Source organism: Flavobacterium sp. (assembly GCF_017744675.1).
Taxonomy (GTDB): Bacteria; Bacteroidota; Bacteroidia; order Flavobacteriales; family Flavobacteriaceae; genus Flavobacterium.
Genome location: NZ_JAGIAV010000004.1, coordinates 1,304,196 through 1,320,297, shown reverse-complemented (window position 1 = coordinate 1,320,297; position 16,102 = coordinate 1,304,196). Strand labels below are relative to the sequence as shown.

11 protein-coding genes are annotated in these 16,102 nt (G+C 36.8%); 5 read left to right on the top strand and 6 right to left on the bottom strand.

All coding sequences use genetic code 11. The annotated features are described in order from the left end of the window. Positions 1 to 118: 118 nt before the first annotated feature. Together J7574_RS15905 and J7574_RS15900 are read left to right on the top strand one after the other, a co-directional pair. Positions 119 to 739 carry a hypothetical protein gene (locus tag J7574_RS15905; RefSeq protein ID WP_290970556.1) on the top strand — a complete coding sequence of 207 codons (621 nt, stop codon included), beginning with the start codon at positions 119 to 121 and terminating at the stop codon, positions 737 to 739. A gap of 68 nt (positions 740 to 807) precedes the next feature. Next, positions 808 to 1,581 carry an HNH endonuclease gene (locus tag J7574_RS15900; RefSeq protein WP_290970553.1) on the top strand — a complete coding sequence of 258 codons (774 nt, stop codon included), beginning with the start codon at positions 808 to 810 and terminating at the stop codon, positions 1,579 to 1,581. Positions 1,582 to 2,058: 477 nt separating this feature from the next. On the opposite strand, the gene J7574_RS15895 is transcribed toward J7574_RS15900, so the two are convergent. From J7574_RS15895 to J7574_RS15870, 6 genes are all read right to left on the bottom strand, one after another. Further along, on the bottom strand, positions 2,059 to 2,553 hold the full coding sequence (locus tag J7574_RS15895; protein WP_290970550.1) for a GNAT family N-acetyltransferase: 495 nt from the start codon (positions 2,551 to 2,553) through the stop codon (positions 2,059 to 2,061). Between the two features lie 130 nt (positions 2,554 to 2,683). Next, positions 2,684 to 3,070 carry a flagellar motor protein MotB gene (locus tag J7574_RS15890; RefSeq protein WP_290970548.1) on the bottom strand — a complete coding sequence of 129 codons (387 nt, stop codon included), beginning with the start codon at positions 3,068 to 3,070 and terminating at the stop codon, positions 2,684 to 2,686. Between the two features lie 325 nt (positions 3,071 to 3,395). After that, the gene (locus tag J7574_RS15885; RefSeq protein ID WP_290970544.1) at positions 3,396 to 3,782 is read right to left on the bottom strand and encodes a secretion protein; all 387 of its coding nucleotides are present in this window, start codon (positions 3,780 to 3,782) and stop codon (positions 3,396 to 3,398) included. A gap of 835 nt (positions 3,783 to 4,617) precedes the next feature. Then, positions 4,618 to 5,019 carry a secretion protein gene (locus tag J7574_RS15880; RefSeq protein WP_290970541.1) on the bottom strand — a complete coding sequence of 134 codons (402 nt, stop codon included), beginning with the start codon at positions 5,017 to 5,019 and terminating at the stop codon, positions 4,618 to 4,620. A 482-nt stretch (positions 5,020 to 5,501) separates the two neighbouring features. Next, complete coding sequence (locus tag J7574_RS15875; RefSeq protein WP_290970538.1) at positions 5,502 to 5,906, bottom strand: T9SS type A sorting domain-containing protein; 405 nt, start codon at positions 5,904 to 5,906, stop codon at positions 5,502 to 5,504. A gap of 742 nt (positions 5,907 to 6,648) precedes the next feature. Continuing rightward, the gene (locus tag J7574_RS15870; RefSeq protein ID WP_290970535.1) at positions 6,649 to 7,014 is read right to left on the bottom strand and encodes a secretion protein; all 366 of its coding nucleotides are present in this window, start codon (positions 7,012 to 7,014) and stop codon (positions 6,649 to 6,651) included. 450 nt (positions 7,015 to 7,464) lie between these two features. Here J7574_RS15870 and J7574_RS15865 point away from each other — a divergent pair, with 450 nt between their 5' ends. The 3 genes from J7574_RS15865 (at position 7,465) to J7574_RS15855 (ending at position 16,050) form a co-directional block, all read left to right on the top strand. Further along, positions 7,465 to 8,337, top strand: coding sequence for an AraC family transcriptional regulator (locus J7574_RS15865; protein ID WP_290970531.1), 873 nt, complete (start codon positions 7,465 to 7,467; stop codon positions 8,335 to 8,337). A 272-nt stretch (positions 8,338 to 8,609) separates the two neighbouring features. Further along, positions 8,610 to 9,470 (top strand): alpha/beta hydrolase family protein, encoded by an 861-nt coding sequence (locus J7574_RS15860; RefSeq protein ID WP_290970528.1) that lies wholly within the window; start codon positions 8,610 to 8,612, stop codon positions 9,468 to 9,470. 385 nt (positions 9,471 to 9,855) lie between these two features. Further along, a complete protein-coding gene (locus J7574_RS15855; RefSeq protein WP_290970525.1) occupies positions 9,856 to 16,050 on the top strand; it encodes a T9SS type A sorting domain-containing protein in 6,195 nt (2,064 codons plus the stop codon). Positions 16,051 to 16,102: the final 52 nt, after the last annotated feature.

Genomic DNA, 16,102 nt, shown 5'->3' with positions numbered 1-16,102 from the left:
TTTTATAGATTTATCGAAAACCTCTCAAGATTTTTTGAGAGGTTTTTTTGTTTTTAAGGTGAAAATTTAAGTAATTAATGATTTAAAGAAAAATACTATATTTAAATCAAAAAAACGGATGGATATTCTAATAGTATTTGTTTCTGGTCTAGTTCCAACTTTAATTACACTTTGGTTGAATGAAAGAGTAAAAGGAAGTGTTCAAAATACTTTCAATAAACAACTTGAAGAAATAAAAAAAGAACATTCAAAAGAACTTTCTCAATTCCAATCGGAACTTAATTATTTGAAATCAAAAGAAAGTTTCAAGTTTACTAAACTTCATGAAAAGAGATTTGAAGTGATGGCAGAAACTTATAAGTATTTGACTGATGTTTTGATTAAGCTGAGACTTTATGTAGCCCCATTAAAAAGTAGTCTTAATGATGAAACGGCTGAAGAAATTAATCATAAACAATCTTGTGATTATCATGATGCTCATAATAAATTTCATGAGTATTATAGTTTCAACAAAATTTATTTCAATGATGAAATTGAAGAATTGTTAGAAAAATATCTAGCTTCTTCATTAGAAATTTCTAATCAACATTTTCAAAAAGAGTATCTAGGCAGGGAAGGGACTTTTTATAATACTAAAGTCTTTATTTCGGATGGAACTGCATATGAAAAAGTTCGAGAATTAATAGAGCCAATTCAGTTTGAAATAAAAAATAAATTTAGGGAAGTTTTAGGTGAATAATTATATTCAGAAGTGTGTCATTTTAGAGAATCCAAAGTTTGTCATTAAGAATTTTTAATACAAGACAGATGAAAAAATGTATCTGGTGTTCAAAATCTGAAGAAAAAGTTGAATTTAAAAAATTAGCTCACACGATACCACAATCACTTGGAGGTAAAATGATTTGCGTAAATGTATGCGATGATTGTAATGCTTATTTTGGTAATATTCAATTTCAAACGCCTTCAATTGAAACAGTAATCAAAGAAACTTTTAATATAAGTAGAGCTAGATTTCTATCATCATTTGGCGAAATGGGTAAAAATAAAGCACTAGCAAAATTTACATCAATCTTCTTTAATGTAAATTTTAGAACAGGAACTATAACTGTTAAACAGAAGTATAAACTACAAAGGCATTTTCAAGAAAAAATTTCAATCCTATTAAAAAGGGGAATATATAAAATCTTTCTTGAGGAAACGGAAAGACAAAATGGCGATGCACACGATTCTAAATATGATTTTATAAGAGCTTTTAGTCGTTATGGTTTAGGAGAAGAGTTACCACTGTTTTATTTTGAACGAAAATATGGAATATATTTAAATGTACAAGACGATATTAAATATCCTGTATTATTATTTGACAAAGACAAAAGAATGAAATATTTAGTAAACGAGCCTTTTTTTTATGAATTTGAACTATTGGGGCATGTATTCGCAATACCAATATCTAAGAGTTGGCAAATTGGATTTGACAATTATATAACAGCATCACTTGAAGCTAAAAAAGATTTTTTCGTAGGTTATAAAGTAATTAAATATTTTAATGAAATTGATCTAACATTACAAATAATGAATGATTAAGTACTATCTATTCTATAGCGTGAGCATCTCGCTCTTGAACCCAAAGTTTATACTCTCCAATTTGTCATTTCGAGGGAGGAGAAATCTCCACAAGTAGCTCCGCACAGAATGTCGCCAATCTTTGTAGAGTTTCTCGCGGAGATTTCTCCTCCGTCGAAATGACAAGATTGCGAGTATTTCTTAACAAGTTCTATAAAAGTTCCGAAGGAACGTATTATATTATAGGGATGGATTTTAATCCATCCAGCGCATAGTTTGTCGCCAATCTTTGTAGAGTTTCTCGCGAAGATTCTTCGTTCCTCAGAATGACAATATTGGGAGGTATTTTCCAACGTGATTCTATAAAAAGTTCCGAAGGAACCAATCATATTGTAGGGATGGATTTTAATCCATCCAACGCGTGGTTTGGCAATTATCATTGTCGAGCTTCGATTGTCATTTCGACGTAAGGAGAAATGACAATATTGTGGTTAAATTCTATAAAGAATCATCCAATTGGCTTATATCACACCTCATGGTTGTCGTTATTGGTGCAAATCCCACCTTTTTATAAGCGTTGACTGCCGCTTCATTTTCAGAATAAACCTGTAATCTAACTTCGGTTATTCCTTGAGATCGAACCCATTTTTTAAGTTCGTTAATTAATAGTTTAATTAGACCTTTTCCTCTAAATTCTGGATCAACATACATAAAACCAAGATATCCGTATAGTTCATGTATTTGATAGGGTAGAGCAGTTCGAATTTGAGCATAGCCGCAACCAATAATCTGATTGTTAAAATCTACAACCAAAACTTCGCTCTTGCTGTCTAAAATAAGCTCCTTTATATCATAATAAAAAATCTCACCCTCTTTTAATGTTGGGTCGTAGGGTCTTTCTGCATTTACTAAAAATTGTAGAAATTCGGCAAGTTTAGGTAAATCTGCAATTACAGCTCGCCTTATTGTTATGTCTTTTGTATTTTCATTCATATTTCAAATATATTGAAAATAAACTTCTTTCACTAGCCAGTTTCCTCTTTCAAAATGAAAATGTTGCAGAAAATTTACAGGGTAAAAAAATAAAACCTCTCAGATTCTGAGAGGTTTTATTGTATCTGTTTTAAACCTTACTTTTTAAAGAACTTTTCGGTTTACGTTTTAATTTTTCGATAAGAGCATCGGCTTTTGCATTTTGCGAAATAGAACGCAACGATTCGGCGTAGCGGTAATAATAAACGGGATCTAAATCGGTAGTTAAGGCGAAGAGTTCGCTATACCATTCGGCTGCTTTTTCTAGTTCGCAATTAGAGTAAGAAGAATTTCCCAGTTTTTGAAATAAGTCTACAGATTTATAGCCTTTTGCAGCCACCTTTTCGTAGGTTTTTATGACATCAACATACACGTACTTTTCGCCGACTTTGTCAGTTTTATAATAGGTTTCATTTTGCGCAGCTGCACGAAATGAAAATACGATTAACGGTACTAAAAGGGCTAGTTTTCTCTGCATAGGTTTTAGTTTTGGTTGTGGTATTTAATCGTATTTTGAATTGTTTTTGAAAATCTTTTTCAACGCAAAAAATTGCATTAAGCAATTATAAACTTCAAAAAAATGGTTTTATTATATGCTTAATGCAATTTTTGCTACAAATATATGGAAATCAGTAACATGAATCGATTTTAGACGACGTTTTTTAAATAAACCTGTTGTATTGCACTTTTAGAATCAATTGATTATGAAAGTTTTGAATATAGATAAGATTTTATAGAGAAATAAAACAAAAAAAGCAGCTCCTGGTACGAGCTGCTTTTCTAATTTCTTAGGGGGCAAAAAATTAACGACGGAAAGATGGACTATGATTAACAGATTCGTCCAATTTTACTGCCTTTACTTTTTTAGCAGCAACTTTAATTTCGTGTTTCGCAACTTTGTCGTTTGCTTTCACTTCAAGAACATAAGTTCCAGCAGGAAAACTTTCTAAACTAATTGTTTTAGAAACCTCTAATTTGTCTGCTGCAGATTCTCCCGCATAAAGTAAATTGTGATTCTCGTCGTAGATAGAGAAAGATGCATTTTCGACAGTGTCTAAAGTAAAGCTAACTACTTTTCCGTTTCCTGTTCTGATATTTAAAATGTAATCACCTTTTCCATCAATGGCGTAGGTAAACACAGTCGCTAAAAAAAAGGCAGCAACTAAACCAGCTTTGGTAAATTTTGTCATGTTTTTTTTAAATTGTTAATTACTAAATGTGGAACGCGCAAAACTACAAATACAAATTTAATTTTTAGCAATAAATGGATATTTTTAAATGCTTAAGTTGTTGAATTGTAATCATTTCTGTATTTTGTTTGAATTATGTACGTAATTACTGGGCTTACGGATTGTTTTTTGAGAATATTTTTTAAGGCTTAAAAATCAAAGAGTTGTAATTAATAAGAATAATTTTCAGAAAATTTCTCTGTTTCAAGATTTGGATTTAAATCTTAAACAAAAAAACAGCTCTATAGCCAAAAATGCAGTTTAAATTTAACCGCAAAGTGCGCAAAGATTTACGCAAAGCACGCTAAGTTTTTTTTGAGTAAATTTTATAAAATAAAAAAATTCGCAAAGCTATATGGATAAACCTTTGTGAACTTTAAGCTTGCGAAATTCTTAAAAAAAAACTTTGCGAACTTTGCGTGACCTTAGCGTCTTTGCGGTAAAAAAAATCTTTGCAGAAAAAAAAACAGCTCCATAAGCAAAAATGCCGTATAAATTTAACCGCAAAGTGCGCAATTCCGATAGCTATCGGGAACGCAAAGCACGCTAAGTTTTTTTGAGAATAATGCAAATTGCTTGCAAAGTCGCTAAGACGCAAAGAATTTAAAAACTTCGCGTCTTAGCGACTTTACGAGATTAAAAAAATTGCGAACTTTGCGCGACCTTAGCGTCTTTGCGGTAAAAAAATCTTTGCAGTAAAAAAAAACAGCTCCTATAAACACAAAGAGCTGTTTCTTAAAACGTAATTTTTAAATTTTCTAAACTTAATTTATGCCTTTTTTGTGGGCATAAATCCTTAACGAGCAGCAACACTTGAATTTTTGGCAAAACCTGCTTTGTAAGCATAAGAAATTGCATTTCTAGATAAAACAGCGCTATCAGTTATTGTAATTTCATATTTTGCTTTTTTTACATTGTCTTCTACTTCTAAGAAATAAGTTCCTTCAGGAAATTCTTCTAGACTGAAAGTTCTTAAAATACCTTCTTTACCAGAAGCACTTTCAGAGTAAATTAAAGTCCCGTCTTTGTCGTAAATAGCTAAATTGGCTTTCTGTACTCTGTTAAGTGCGAAAGTGATTTGTTTTCCATTAGCTTTTAATACATGAAGATTAAATTCTCCATTTCCATCAATTGCGTAAGTGCTAATTCCTGTGAAAAGCAACGCCGCGACTAAACTCAATTTTGCAATCTTTTTCATGGTACTTAGTTTTTAAATTAATAGTTCTAATTCTCTGATGCTAAATTACTTATATAGTACGGTGAAAAGCGCAACTGTATTTTCCGATTTCTATGCTATATTCTCATTTACGAAACCGTTATAGGTTAAAATGTGAATTATATTTATCGTTTTTGTTAATTCAGTTATTATTTTTCAATGTTTTGGTTGATTTTAACTTTACAATGGATTAAGGATTTCTTTACAAAATACGGTATGGGTTTAACCGCAAAGTGCGCAAAGATTTACGCAAAGCACGCTAAGTTTTTTAGAATAAAAAAAGTTCGCAAAGTTTAAAAATAAACTTTGCGAACTTTGCGAAATCTTAGCGTCTTTGCGGTAAAAAAAAAGCAAAAAAAAACAGCTCAGTAACCACAAAGAGCTGTTTTTAAAACTTTTGAAAGTTTTTAAACTTACTAACTATCTAACCTCACTTTTTATACTTATGAAAAGCATAAACTTTTTTAGCGTGCTGCCACGCTTGTATTTTTAGCAAAACCTGGTTTGTAAACCGAAGAAATAGCGTTTTTAGATAAAACGGTAGCATCTTCAGTTATTGTGATTTCGTATTTTGCTTTTTTTGTATTGTTTTCTACTTCTAAGAAATAAGTTCCTTCAGGAAATTCTTCTAGACTGAAAGTTCTTAAGATACCTTCTTTACCAGAAGCGCTTTCAGAATAAATTAGAGATCCATCTTTATCATAAATAGCTAAGTGGGCTTTTTGCGTTTGGTTAAGACCGAAAGTAATCGATTTGCCATTAGCTTTAATTACATGCAGATTAAAATCTGCTGTTCCATCAATTGCATAAGTGCTAATTCCTGTGAAAAGCAACGCTGCTACTAAACTTAATTTTGCAATCTTTTTCATGGTACTTAGTTTTTAAATTAATAGTTCTAATTCTCTGATGCTAAATTACTTCAGTTGTAAGTAGAAAATCACAACTATATTTTCCAATTTATGTGCTATATTCTCATTTACGAAACCGTTATAGGTTAAAATTTGAATTATATTTATCGTTTTGACTAAAATGCCTATTATTTTTCAATGATTTTAACGCTTTTAAATTTATAATACCGTAAAAATTTCTTTGAAAATGTAAGAATTTCGAAAAATAGCTAGGATTCTAAGTAGAGGCGCACTACAGTGCGTCTTACTGATTGCAATTATATATTCGAGTGGAAGAAAAGACTTTTTAAATCTTTATTGTGTTGTTTACTTTACCGCAATCCTGATAGCTATCGGGAGCGGAGGTTTACGCAAAGAAAATAATTTGTATTTGAGTAAATTTTACAAAATAAAAAGTTTACAAAGCTATAACGATAAAGCTTTGCAAACTTTGAGCTTGCAAAATCTTAGAAAAAAACTTTGCGTCCTCTGCGACAGAATCTTTGCGAACTTTGCGTAACCTTAGCTCCCGATCACTATCGGGATTGCGGTAAAAAACAAAAAAAGTATAAAGCAAAAAAAAACAGCTCAGTAACCACAAAGAGCTGTTTTTAAAACTTTTGAAAGTTTTTAACTTACTAACTATCTAACCTCACTTTTTATACTGTATTAGAGTATAAAGTTTTAAGTGCCGTGAAGAATTGCACTTAACGTTTATATTTTCTTAGTTAACAGAAACCGTTCCTTTTGAAGACAAAACAGAACTGTTTGCATTTACCGTAATATCGTATTTTACTTTTTTGAAGCTATCAGCAACTTCCAAAATATATTTTCCTTCTGGAAATTGTTCTAAACTGAAAGTTCTAAGGATTCCGTCTTTACCAGAAGCATTTTCAGTATAGATTAATTCACCATTATCATCATATATACTAAGAACTGCTTTTTGCAATTGATTAATTCCAAAAGCAATTACCTTGCCATTTCCTTTTAATACATGAAGATTTAACGCTTCATTTCCATCAATTGCATAAGTACTTATTCCTGTTAGAAGTACTGCACATACTAAACTTAATTTCATAATCTTTTTCATATTCTATAGTATTAAATTTTTTTCGTTCATTTCTCTGAGGCAAAGTTATAGCAGCATGTGTGTTATTTTAACAACTATATTTTCCAATTTCTATGCTATATTCTCATTTACGAAACCGTTATATGTTAAAATTTAGCTTTAATGTTGTGTTTTTGTTAATTTGATTGTTTTTCTTTAAAGTTTTTTAAAAACTACATACTTCATAAAATTTCCATATTTCTTACAATTTTTAACAGATTGGTATAAAATCGGGTTTTAAATAAGATAAAGGAAAAAAAAGTCGCGAAAAAAAATAAGACCCTAAAAAAAAGCCGATTTTGATGTGGAATATTCAGTGTTATAAACGTTATTTTAATGTAAAATTCGCATTTACGAAACCGTTATAGGTTAAAATTTAAATTTTTTTAGGCGTTTTTGTTAAATTTGCTATTATTTTTTAAAGAAATTATCATGAAGACAATTGCCCCAGCTCTTGAAGTGATAACTAACTCATACGGAAGTTCTTTTACCTACACTAAACACGCCGAAAAGACCAATAGCAAAGCTCATTTATGGCACTATCATCCAGAAATTGAGTTGGTTTATATAAATGGTGGGGCCGGAAAAAGACAAATAGGAAGCCATGTTTCTTATTATACCAATGGTAGTTTAATTTTAATAGGAGCTAATTTGCCACATTGCGGTTTTACAAATGAACAAACAGGAAATACAACTGAAACCGTAATTCATATAAAACCTGAATTTTTAGGAAGCGATTTTTTTGTTGCTCCAGAAATGAGAAAGGTGCAGAATATTTTGAAACAAGCTAAAGGCGGAATCGCTTTTGGCGGTGAGACAAAAAAACGTATCGGAAATAAAATTGAAATGATGGAAAATGAACCGCCATTTCAAAGACTGATTACGCTTTTGAGCGTTTTGGACGAATTGGAATCGGCTGAAGAATATACCATCTTAAATGCAGACGGATTTTCGATGGAACTTCAAACTCAGGATAACGATCGTATGAATGTGGTTTTCAATTTTGTGAAAGATCATTTTCAGGAATCAATCTCGATAGATGAGGTTTCGAGTCTGGTAAGCATGACCACGCCTTCGTTCTGCCGTTATTTCAAAAAGATTTCGAACAAAACATTTACCGAATTTGTAAACGAATACAGATTGGTGCATGCTTCTAAGCTTTTGGCGGAACAGCCTATGAGTATTAATGAAGTTTGTTATGAAAGCGGATTTAATAATTTTAGCCACTTTAGCAAATCATTCAAACAATATACAGGTAAAAGCGCCTCGCAATACCGTCACGAACATAAGATTATAATTAGTTGAATTTTATTATTTGCCACGAATTGCACAGATTTGCACGAATTGAATTTTATAAAGTAAGACGAACTCATAATTCATATCCGATCAGCCCTAAGCTGGTCGGATTTTTTTTGTCTGTTTTATTGAGATGATTTTTTTTATCTAAATATATAATAACTCCAATTAATTAGTGGAAATTCGTGCAATTAGTGGCATCAAAAACGAGTCGGATTTTTCATATGTTTTATTCTGAAAAAAGTTATATTTACAAACCCTAATCAGAAAAAATATCGAAAATGAAAAAAATCAAAATGTTATTGTCTGCATTTTTGCTCTGTCTTACCACCATGACATACGCAGCAAAAGTAGATACCTTACAAGTTGCCAGCACCGCTATGGGAAAAACCTATAAAGCTGCGGTGGTTTTACCCAATTCTTATGCGAAAAGTAAAACTGCTTTTCCTGTTATGTACTTGTTGCATGGCGCATACGGACACTTTAGCGATTGGCTTAAAAATACGCCAAACAAAAAGCTGGTTCACAATCTGGCAGATCAATACAATATGATTATTGTAATGCCAGAAGGAGAAACATTTAGTTTTTATATTGATAGTCCTGTAAATAAAGAAAGTCAGTTTGAAACTTTTATTACGCAGGAAGTGATTCAGAAAGTAGATAAAACCTATAAAACAATTGCCAACAAAAGCGGTAGAGTTATTACAGGCCTTTCTATGGGCGGGCACGGCGCGCTGTATCTCTCTGCAAGGCATCCTGACTTGTTTTGTGCAGCAGGAAGCATGAGTGGGGCGGTAGATATGAGTACAATGCTTAACAGAGATTCTTCGGCACAAATTGTAAAATTGATGCAACCTGTTTTTGGAGATAAAAGCGGAAATACAGAATTGTATGAGCAAAATTCTGTTTTGAGAATGGCTGATAAATTAAAAGCAAATAAACTTCCCTTAATTATAGATTGTGGTGTAGATGATTTTTTAATTGAGCCGAATAGAGAACTGCACAGAAGGTTGGTTTATAATAAAGTGGATCACGATTATACCGAAAGACCAGGAGCTCATACATGGGACTATTGGGAAAATTCGCTTCCGTATCATGTATTGTTTTTCAGTAAAATATTATTTAAAGCTAAAACGAAATAATTACAAGAATAAATGCTTTGTTTTAGAAATTAATAAAAAAAACAGCTCTTCATTTCTCAAAAATAAAGAGCTGTTTTTTTATATGTTAAATTGTAGCATGTTACTTTTCTTACTTGTCCTATTCCGTTCATCGATTATTTTTGAATAATATCGATTTTACTTCTTTTTAATGAAGAGCATTTATGTTATTAACTAATTTTAACAAATGTTTATCCCCCCTGATCGTTAATGTCAGATTTTTTTCTGAGGGTCAAGTCTTTTTATAAGAGTTTTTTAGATTTTGTGCTTCATAACTTTTGAAGATGGTTTATTATTTAAATGTAATTGCCAAATCTCTAAACTTTCTGGTTTTTACTAATGTAATGGTATTCTAAATACTATTATCATGAAAAAAACTATTTTTTATCACATGAAGATTATACATGAATTATGTAAAATCATTCGTTGTTCTTTTATTAGTTTAATTTTCTCAAATTTTAATTTGCTGAAAATTATTATGCGCAAAAAGTATCAATTTTATTTGATGGTACTTTTTATGCTATTGGCTTTCCATCCTTTTTCGTATTCGCAAGCGATATCTGGAGCAGCTGTACAGGCTAACTTTGGTATCGATGCTGACGTTTATGCAAACAAAGAGCAATTTTTAGTTCCCCCGACGGTTTCAGGTATTTATGATGACTGGTTTTTTAGCTCGGCTTTTGCTACTGGAAGCGGTCAAAATGTTATCGATCAGACCAATGCGGCGGCACTAAAAACATCAATCCAGGCTAACAATAATTTTACATTCGAAAAAAGAATGTCGAAACCCAAAAATACCATGGTTGGTAATTTTTTGTGGATTGATGCTGTTTATGGACGCGATGGAAATTCAACTCAAAGCAACAACGACTCTAATACTTTTGCCGGAAATTCTAACAAGAATGGTGACAACCCAGCTACTTGGGCTTTAGGCGCAGGGAGTATTCCTCAAAAAGATGATATTATTGATGTGTACGGCTATTTAAGAAGAGATTTATCTCCAGCTGCTTTAGCAATTAATCCTAATGGAGTTTTATGGGGATATGGAGGAGCATCTAAAATTTCTTCTGATGGGAATTCACATTTTGATTTTGAATTTTTCAGAACAGAAGTTTCCTTCAATGGTAGTGCATTAGTTGGTACAGGTAACCAAGCAGGGCACACCGCATGGACTTTTGATGCCACTGGAAAAATACTTGTCCCTGGAGACGTACTTGTAGCCATCGATTTTGAAAATGGTGGTACAAAACCACTTGGTAGTGTAAGAGTTTGGATGTCTAGTGCTGATGTTGCCAATTTTAACTCAAAAACCAACAGACCTTTTGATCTTACTGGTGTTTTTGACCAAGGCAATGGCGCGCCTCCTTACGGATATGCTGAAATAAAAGCAAAGGGAGGAGGTATACTTACAAATGTTTTTGCAGTTGTTAATGTAACGGCTACTACATTAGGGCCGCCTTGGGGAACCTTAGAAGGTTCGCAAGCCTCTTTTCAAGATAATTATAAAGCATTGCAATTTACAGAGTTCGGGCTTAATTTGACAGCATTAGGACTCGATAGCCGAAATGTTAACCAAGAACCATGTTCCAATTTATTAGGTAGCCTAATAGTAAAAACAAGATCATCATCATCATTTACTGCAGAATTAAAAGATTTTTCAGGACCTTATTTATTCGGAAATATTACGGATGTAGCCGTAGCAGGTAATGTTAGCAATCCATTGACTTGTACTACTACAACGGCTACGTTAACAGCAACGCCAACTCCGGCAAATGCTACTATAAAATGGTACGGACCATCACCTGATGGTATAGCCGATGGGCCTTTTATAGCAGGAAATGCACCGGTTGTATCTGTTAAGGGAGTTTATACGGTATATGCTTATACAAATTTGGAAGGCTGTTTTGCAAAAAAAACAGTCACAGTTCTGGAAAATAAAGAACCGCCAAATGTTAATGCAGGAGATGATAAAGCCTTAACTTGTTTGATAACGTCAATAAAATTGTCTGGTTCATCAAGTACGCCTAATGCTACCTATTTATGGAGTACATTGGATGGAAACATTGTTTCGGGCGGTACAACCCTCACACCAACAGTTGATAAGGCAGGAACATACACATTAACAGTTACCGACCCAGCAAACGGATGCCAGAAAGCAGATACGGCAGTTGTGGTAAATACTCCGCCAACACCTATTAATATAACTTGTCCTGGAGATAATATAAAAAGTTCTTGTTTTTATGCCGATCAGGCAGCAGTTAATGCCGCTTTTGATACCTTTAAGCAAGGCTTTACAGCTTCAGGCGGTAACGGAACCTTAACAATTACAGGATTAGAGAATCTGACTCCCCCAGCTTTATGCGGAGGAACAGTAACCGTAAATTACAATGTCACTGATGCTTGCGGATTACAGAAATCATGTTCTGCAACTTTCACCATTACCGCTCCATCGGCTGTAGTTCCTGTGGCGCCTGATGCAGTCAGCGCCTCAGCCTGCGCGTATGCCGATCAGGGCGCATTGGATGCCGCTTTCGAAACCTTCAAAGCGGGCTTTAAAGTGAGCGGCGGCTGCGATGCCAAAGGAGAGATCCAAGGCAGTCCGATTGCGCCAAAATTGTGCGACGGAGGAACCGTGACCGTAAGCTATAAAGTGACAGACAAATGCTATGAGGCTACCATCAGCAGAGACTTCACCATTACCGCTCCGTCAGCCGTAGTTCCGGTGGCGCCTGATGCAGTCAGCGCTTCAGCCTGCGCGTATGTCGACCAGGCCGCATTGGATGCCGCTTTCGAAAGCTTCAAAGCGGGCTTTAAAGTGAGTGGCGGCTGCGATGCCAAAGGAGCGATCCAAGGCAGTCCCACAGCGCCGAAACTGTGCGACGGAGGAACCGTGACCGTAAGCTATAAAGTGACCGACAAATGCTATGAGGCTACAATCACAAGAGACTTCACCATTACCGCTCCATCGGCCGTGGTTCCGGTGGCGCCTGATGCAGTCAGCGCTTCAGCCTGCGCGTATGCCGATCAGGCCGCATTGGATGCCGCTTTCGAAACTTTCAAAGGGGGCTTTAAAGTGAGCGGCGGATGCGATGCCAAAGGAGCGATCCAAGGCAGTCCGACTGCGCCAAAATTGTGCGACGGAGGAACAGTGACCGTTACCTATAAAGTGACCGACAAATGCTACGAGGCTACAATCACAAGAGACTTCACCATTACCGCTCCTTCAGCCGTGGTTCCGGTGGCGCCTGAAGCTGTCAATGCCTCAGCCTGCGCGTATGCCGATCAGGCCGCATTGGATGCCGCTTTCGAAACCTTCAAAGCTGGCTTTAAAGTGAGCGGGGGCTGCGATGCCAAAGGAGCGATCCAAGGCAGTCCGACAGCTCCGAAACTGTGCGACGGAGGAACAGTTACAGTCTCTTACAAAGTGACCGACAAATGCTACGAGGCTACAATCACCAGAGACTTCACCATCACTGCTCCATCAGCCGTAGTTCCTGTGGCGCCTGATGCAGTCAATGCCTCAGCCTGCGCTTATGCCGATCAGGCCGCATTGGATGCAGCGTTCGAAACCTTCAAAGCAGGCTTTAAAGTGAGCGGCGGCTGCGATGCCAAAGGGGCGATCCAAGGCAGTCCGACAGCTCCAAAACTGTGCGACGGAGGAACCGTGACCGTGAGCTATAAAGTGACCGACAAGTGTTATGAGACTACAATCACCAGAGACTTCACCATTACCGCTCCGTCAGCCGTGGTTCCGGTGGCGCCTGATGCTGTCAATGCTTCAGCCTGCGCGTATGCCGATCAGGCCGCATTGGATGCCGCTTTCGCAACCTTCAAAGCGGGCTTTAAGGTGAGCGGCGGCTGCGATGCCAAAGGGGCGATCCAAGGCAGTCCGACAGCTCCAAAACTGTGCGACGGAGGAACCGTGACCGTGAGCTATAAAGTGACCGACAAGTGTTATGAGACTACAATCACCAGAGACTTCACCATTACCGCTCCGTCAGCCGTGGTTCCGGTGGCGCCTGATGCTGTCAATGCTTCAGCCTGCGCGTATGCCGATCAGGCCGCATTGGATGCCGCTTTCGCAACCTTCAAAGCGGGCTTTAAGGTGAGCGGCGGCTGCGATGCCAAAGGGGCGATCCAAGGCAGTCCGACAGCTCCAAAACTGTGCGACGGAGGAACCGTGACCGTGAGCTATAAAGTGACCGACAAATGCTATGAAACCACAATAAGCAGAGACTTCACCATTACCGCTCCATCGGCCGTAGTTCCGGTGGCGCCTGATGCAGTCAGCGCTTCAGCCTGTGCGTATGCCGATCAGGCCGCATTGGATGCGGCTTTCGCAGCTTTCAAAGCGGGCTTTAAAGTGAGCGGCGGTTGCGATGCGAAAGGGGAGATCCAAGGAGATCCAATTGCTCCGAAATTGTGCAACGGAGGAACCGTGACCGTGAGCTATAAAGTGACCGATAAATGCTATGAGGCCACAATCAGCAGAGACTTCACCATCACGGCTCCTTCAGCAGTAAGCGTGGAAGCTCCGACAGCAGTGAATGCCTCAGCCTGCGCTTATGCCGATCAGGCCGCATTGGATGCCGCTTTTGCAGCTTTCAAAGCGGGCTTTAAAGTGAGCGGCGGCTGCGATGCCAAAGGAGCGATCCAAGGCAGTCCCGTTGCGCCGAAACTGTGCGACGGAGGAACAGTGACCGTGAGCTATAAAGTGACCGATAAATGCTATGAGGCCACAATCAGCAGAGACTTCACCATCACGGCTCCTTCAGCAGTAAGCGTGGAAGCTCCGACAGCAGTGAATGCCTCAGCCTGCGCTTATGCCGATCAGGCCGCATTGGATGCCGCCTTCGCAACTTTCAAAGCGGGCTTTAAAGTGAGTGGCGGCTGCGATGCCAAAGGAGCAATCCAAGGCAGTCCCGTTGCTCCGAAATTATGCGACGGAGGAACAGTTACAGTCACTTACAAAGTGACCGACAAATGCTATGAGACTACCATCAGCAGAGACTTCACCATTACCGCTCCGTCAGCCGTAGTTCCGGTGGCGCCTGATGCAGTGAATGCCTCAGCCTGCGCGTATGCCGATCAGGCCGCATTGGATGCCGCTTTCGCAACCTTCAAAGCGGGTTTTAAAGTGAGCGGTGGCTGCGATGCCAAAGGAGCAATCCAAGGCAGTCCTGTTGCGCCGAAACTATGCGACGGAGGAACAGTGACCGTAAGCTATAAAGTGACCGACAAATGCTATGAGACTACAATCAGCAGAGACTTCACTATTACTAAAATTAGCTTGCTTGATGTTTTAAGCCCTCCCAACAAAACAGTTGCTTGCGGTGAAAATCCAGATACTGCATTTGCAGCTTGGATTGCTGGATTTAAATTCACTGGTGGATGTGCTGGAAATGTTCAGGTTACAGATTTATCTCAATTTGTGAAACCTCAGATAGGAACGCCATTAGTAATTGAATATGTTGTTTCGAACAATTGTGGAACGATTAAAAAAGTATCAACATTTTTGATCACTCCATGTACGACTCCAATTTGTACTTATACTCAAGGAGCTTATGGAAGCCTTGGCGGTACTGCATGTGCAGGAGGCCAATCTTACAATACCGTACAGCTTATTTCGAAAGCATTAAGTAGTTATCCAGGAGGAACAATGACAATTGGTTTAGTTGGAAAATCTGTTTTAGTATCTAATAATCAAACTGATATTAACGGTGTTATAGCAGTTTTACCAGGAGGAGGAGGAAGCAGTGTGTTGGCAAATGGAAATCCTCATATTAGCGCATTACCTGCATCTTATCTTAAAAAAGGGAAAATCAATAATACCTTATTGGCTCAAACCATCACTTTAGGACTTAATTTGGGTATTGATAGTCAGTTGAGCACATTCAAATTGCAGGCAGGTATATTGGCAGTAGCTCAACCTGAAGGTGGTTGCGGATCTAAAACTCCAAAAACACGTTCTTGCAATCCTGACGGAACAGTAAGTAATGAATACAAATATTACAACATTCCGAACAATGTGGTTAGTAAACTAGGAGGAAATAAAACAGTTGGTGATTTGTTTAACTTAGCTAATCAAGCATTAGGAGGCGGAAACACTTATGGACTTTCACTTTCTGATATTGCAAGCTTGGTAGATTTGATAAATAATGCATTTGATGAATGTAGAATCGCAATAGGATACAACATTCAACCACTTGCGTGTGGAGCTAGTCAACAGTCAATTGTTACTCAAGCGCCTACTACTAAGGAAACAACTGTAGTGGAAACCACAGCAAAAGAAAGTAAAAAACCTAGTTTTGATGTTTATCCTGTTCCATTCAAAAATTACATTACCATTCGTTATAACTTTGATTATGCTAGCAATGTTAAAATTGAATTGTTTGATATAACAGGAAAATTATTGTCTTCAAAAACTGATACAGATTCTTATCTAGGAAAAGAATATAACTTTAATATTGATTTCTACGTAGGTAAATTCCAAGTTTACATTCTACAAGTTACGACTAACAGAGGCAGTAGTACTAAAAAAATCATTTCTGACGGTAATTAAATTAATTTATAAATCTTATTTTAAAGCATCCGCTAAAAGCGGGTGCTTTTTT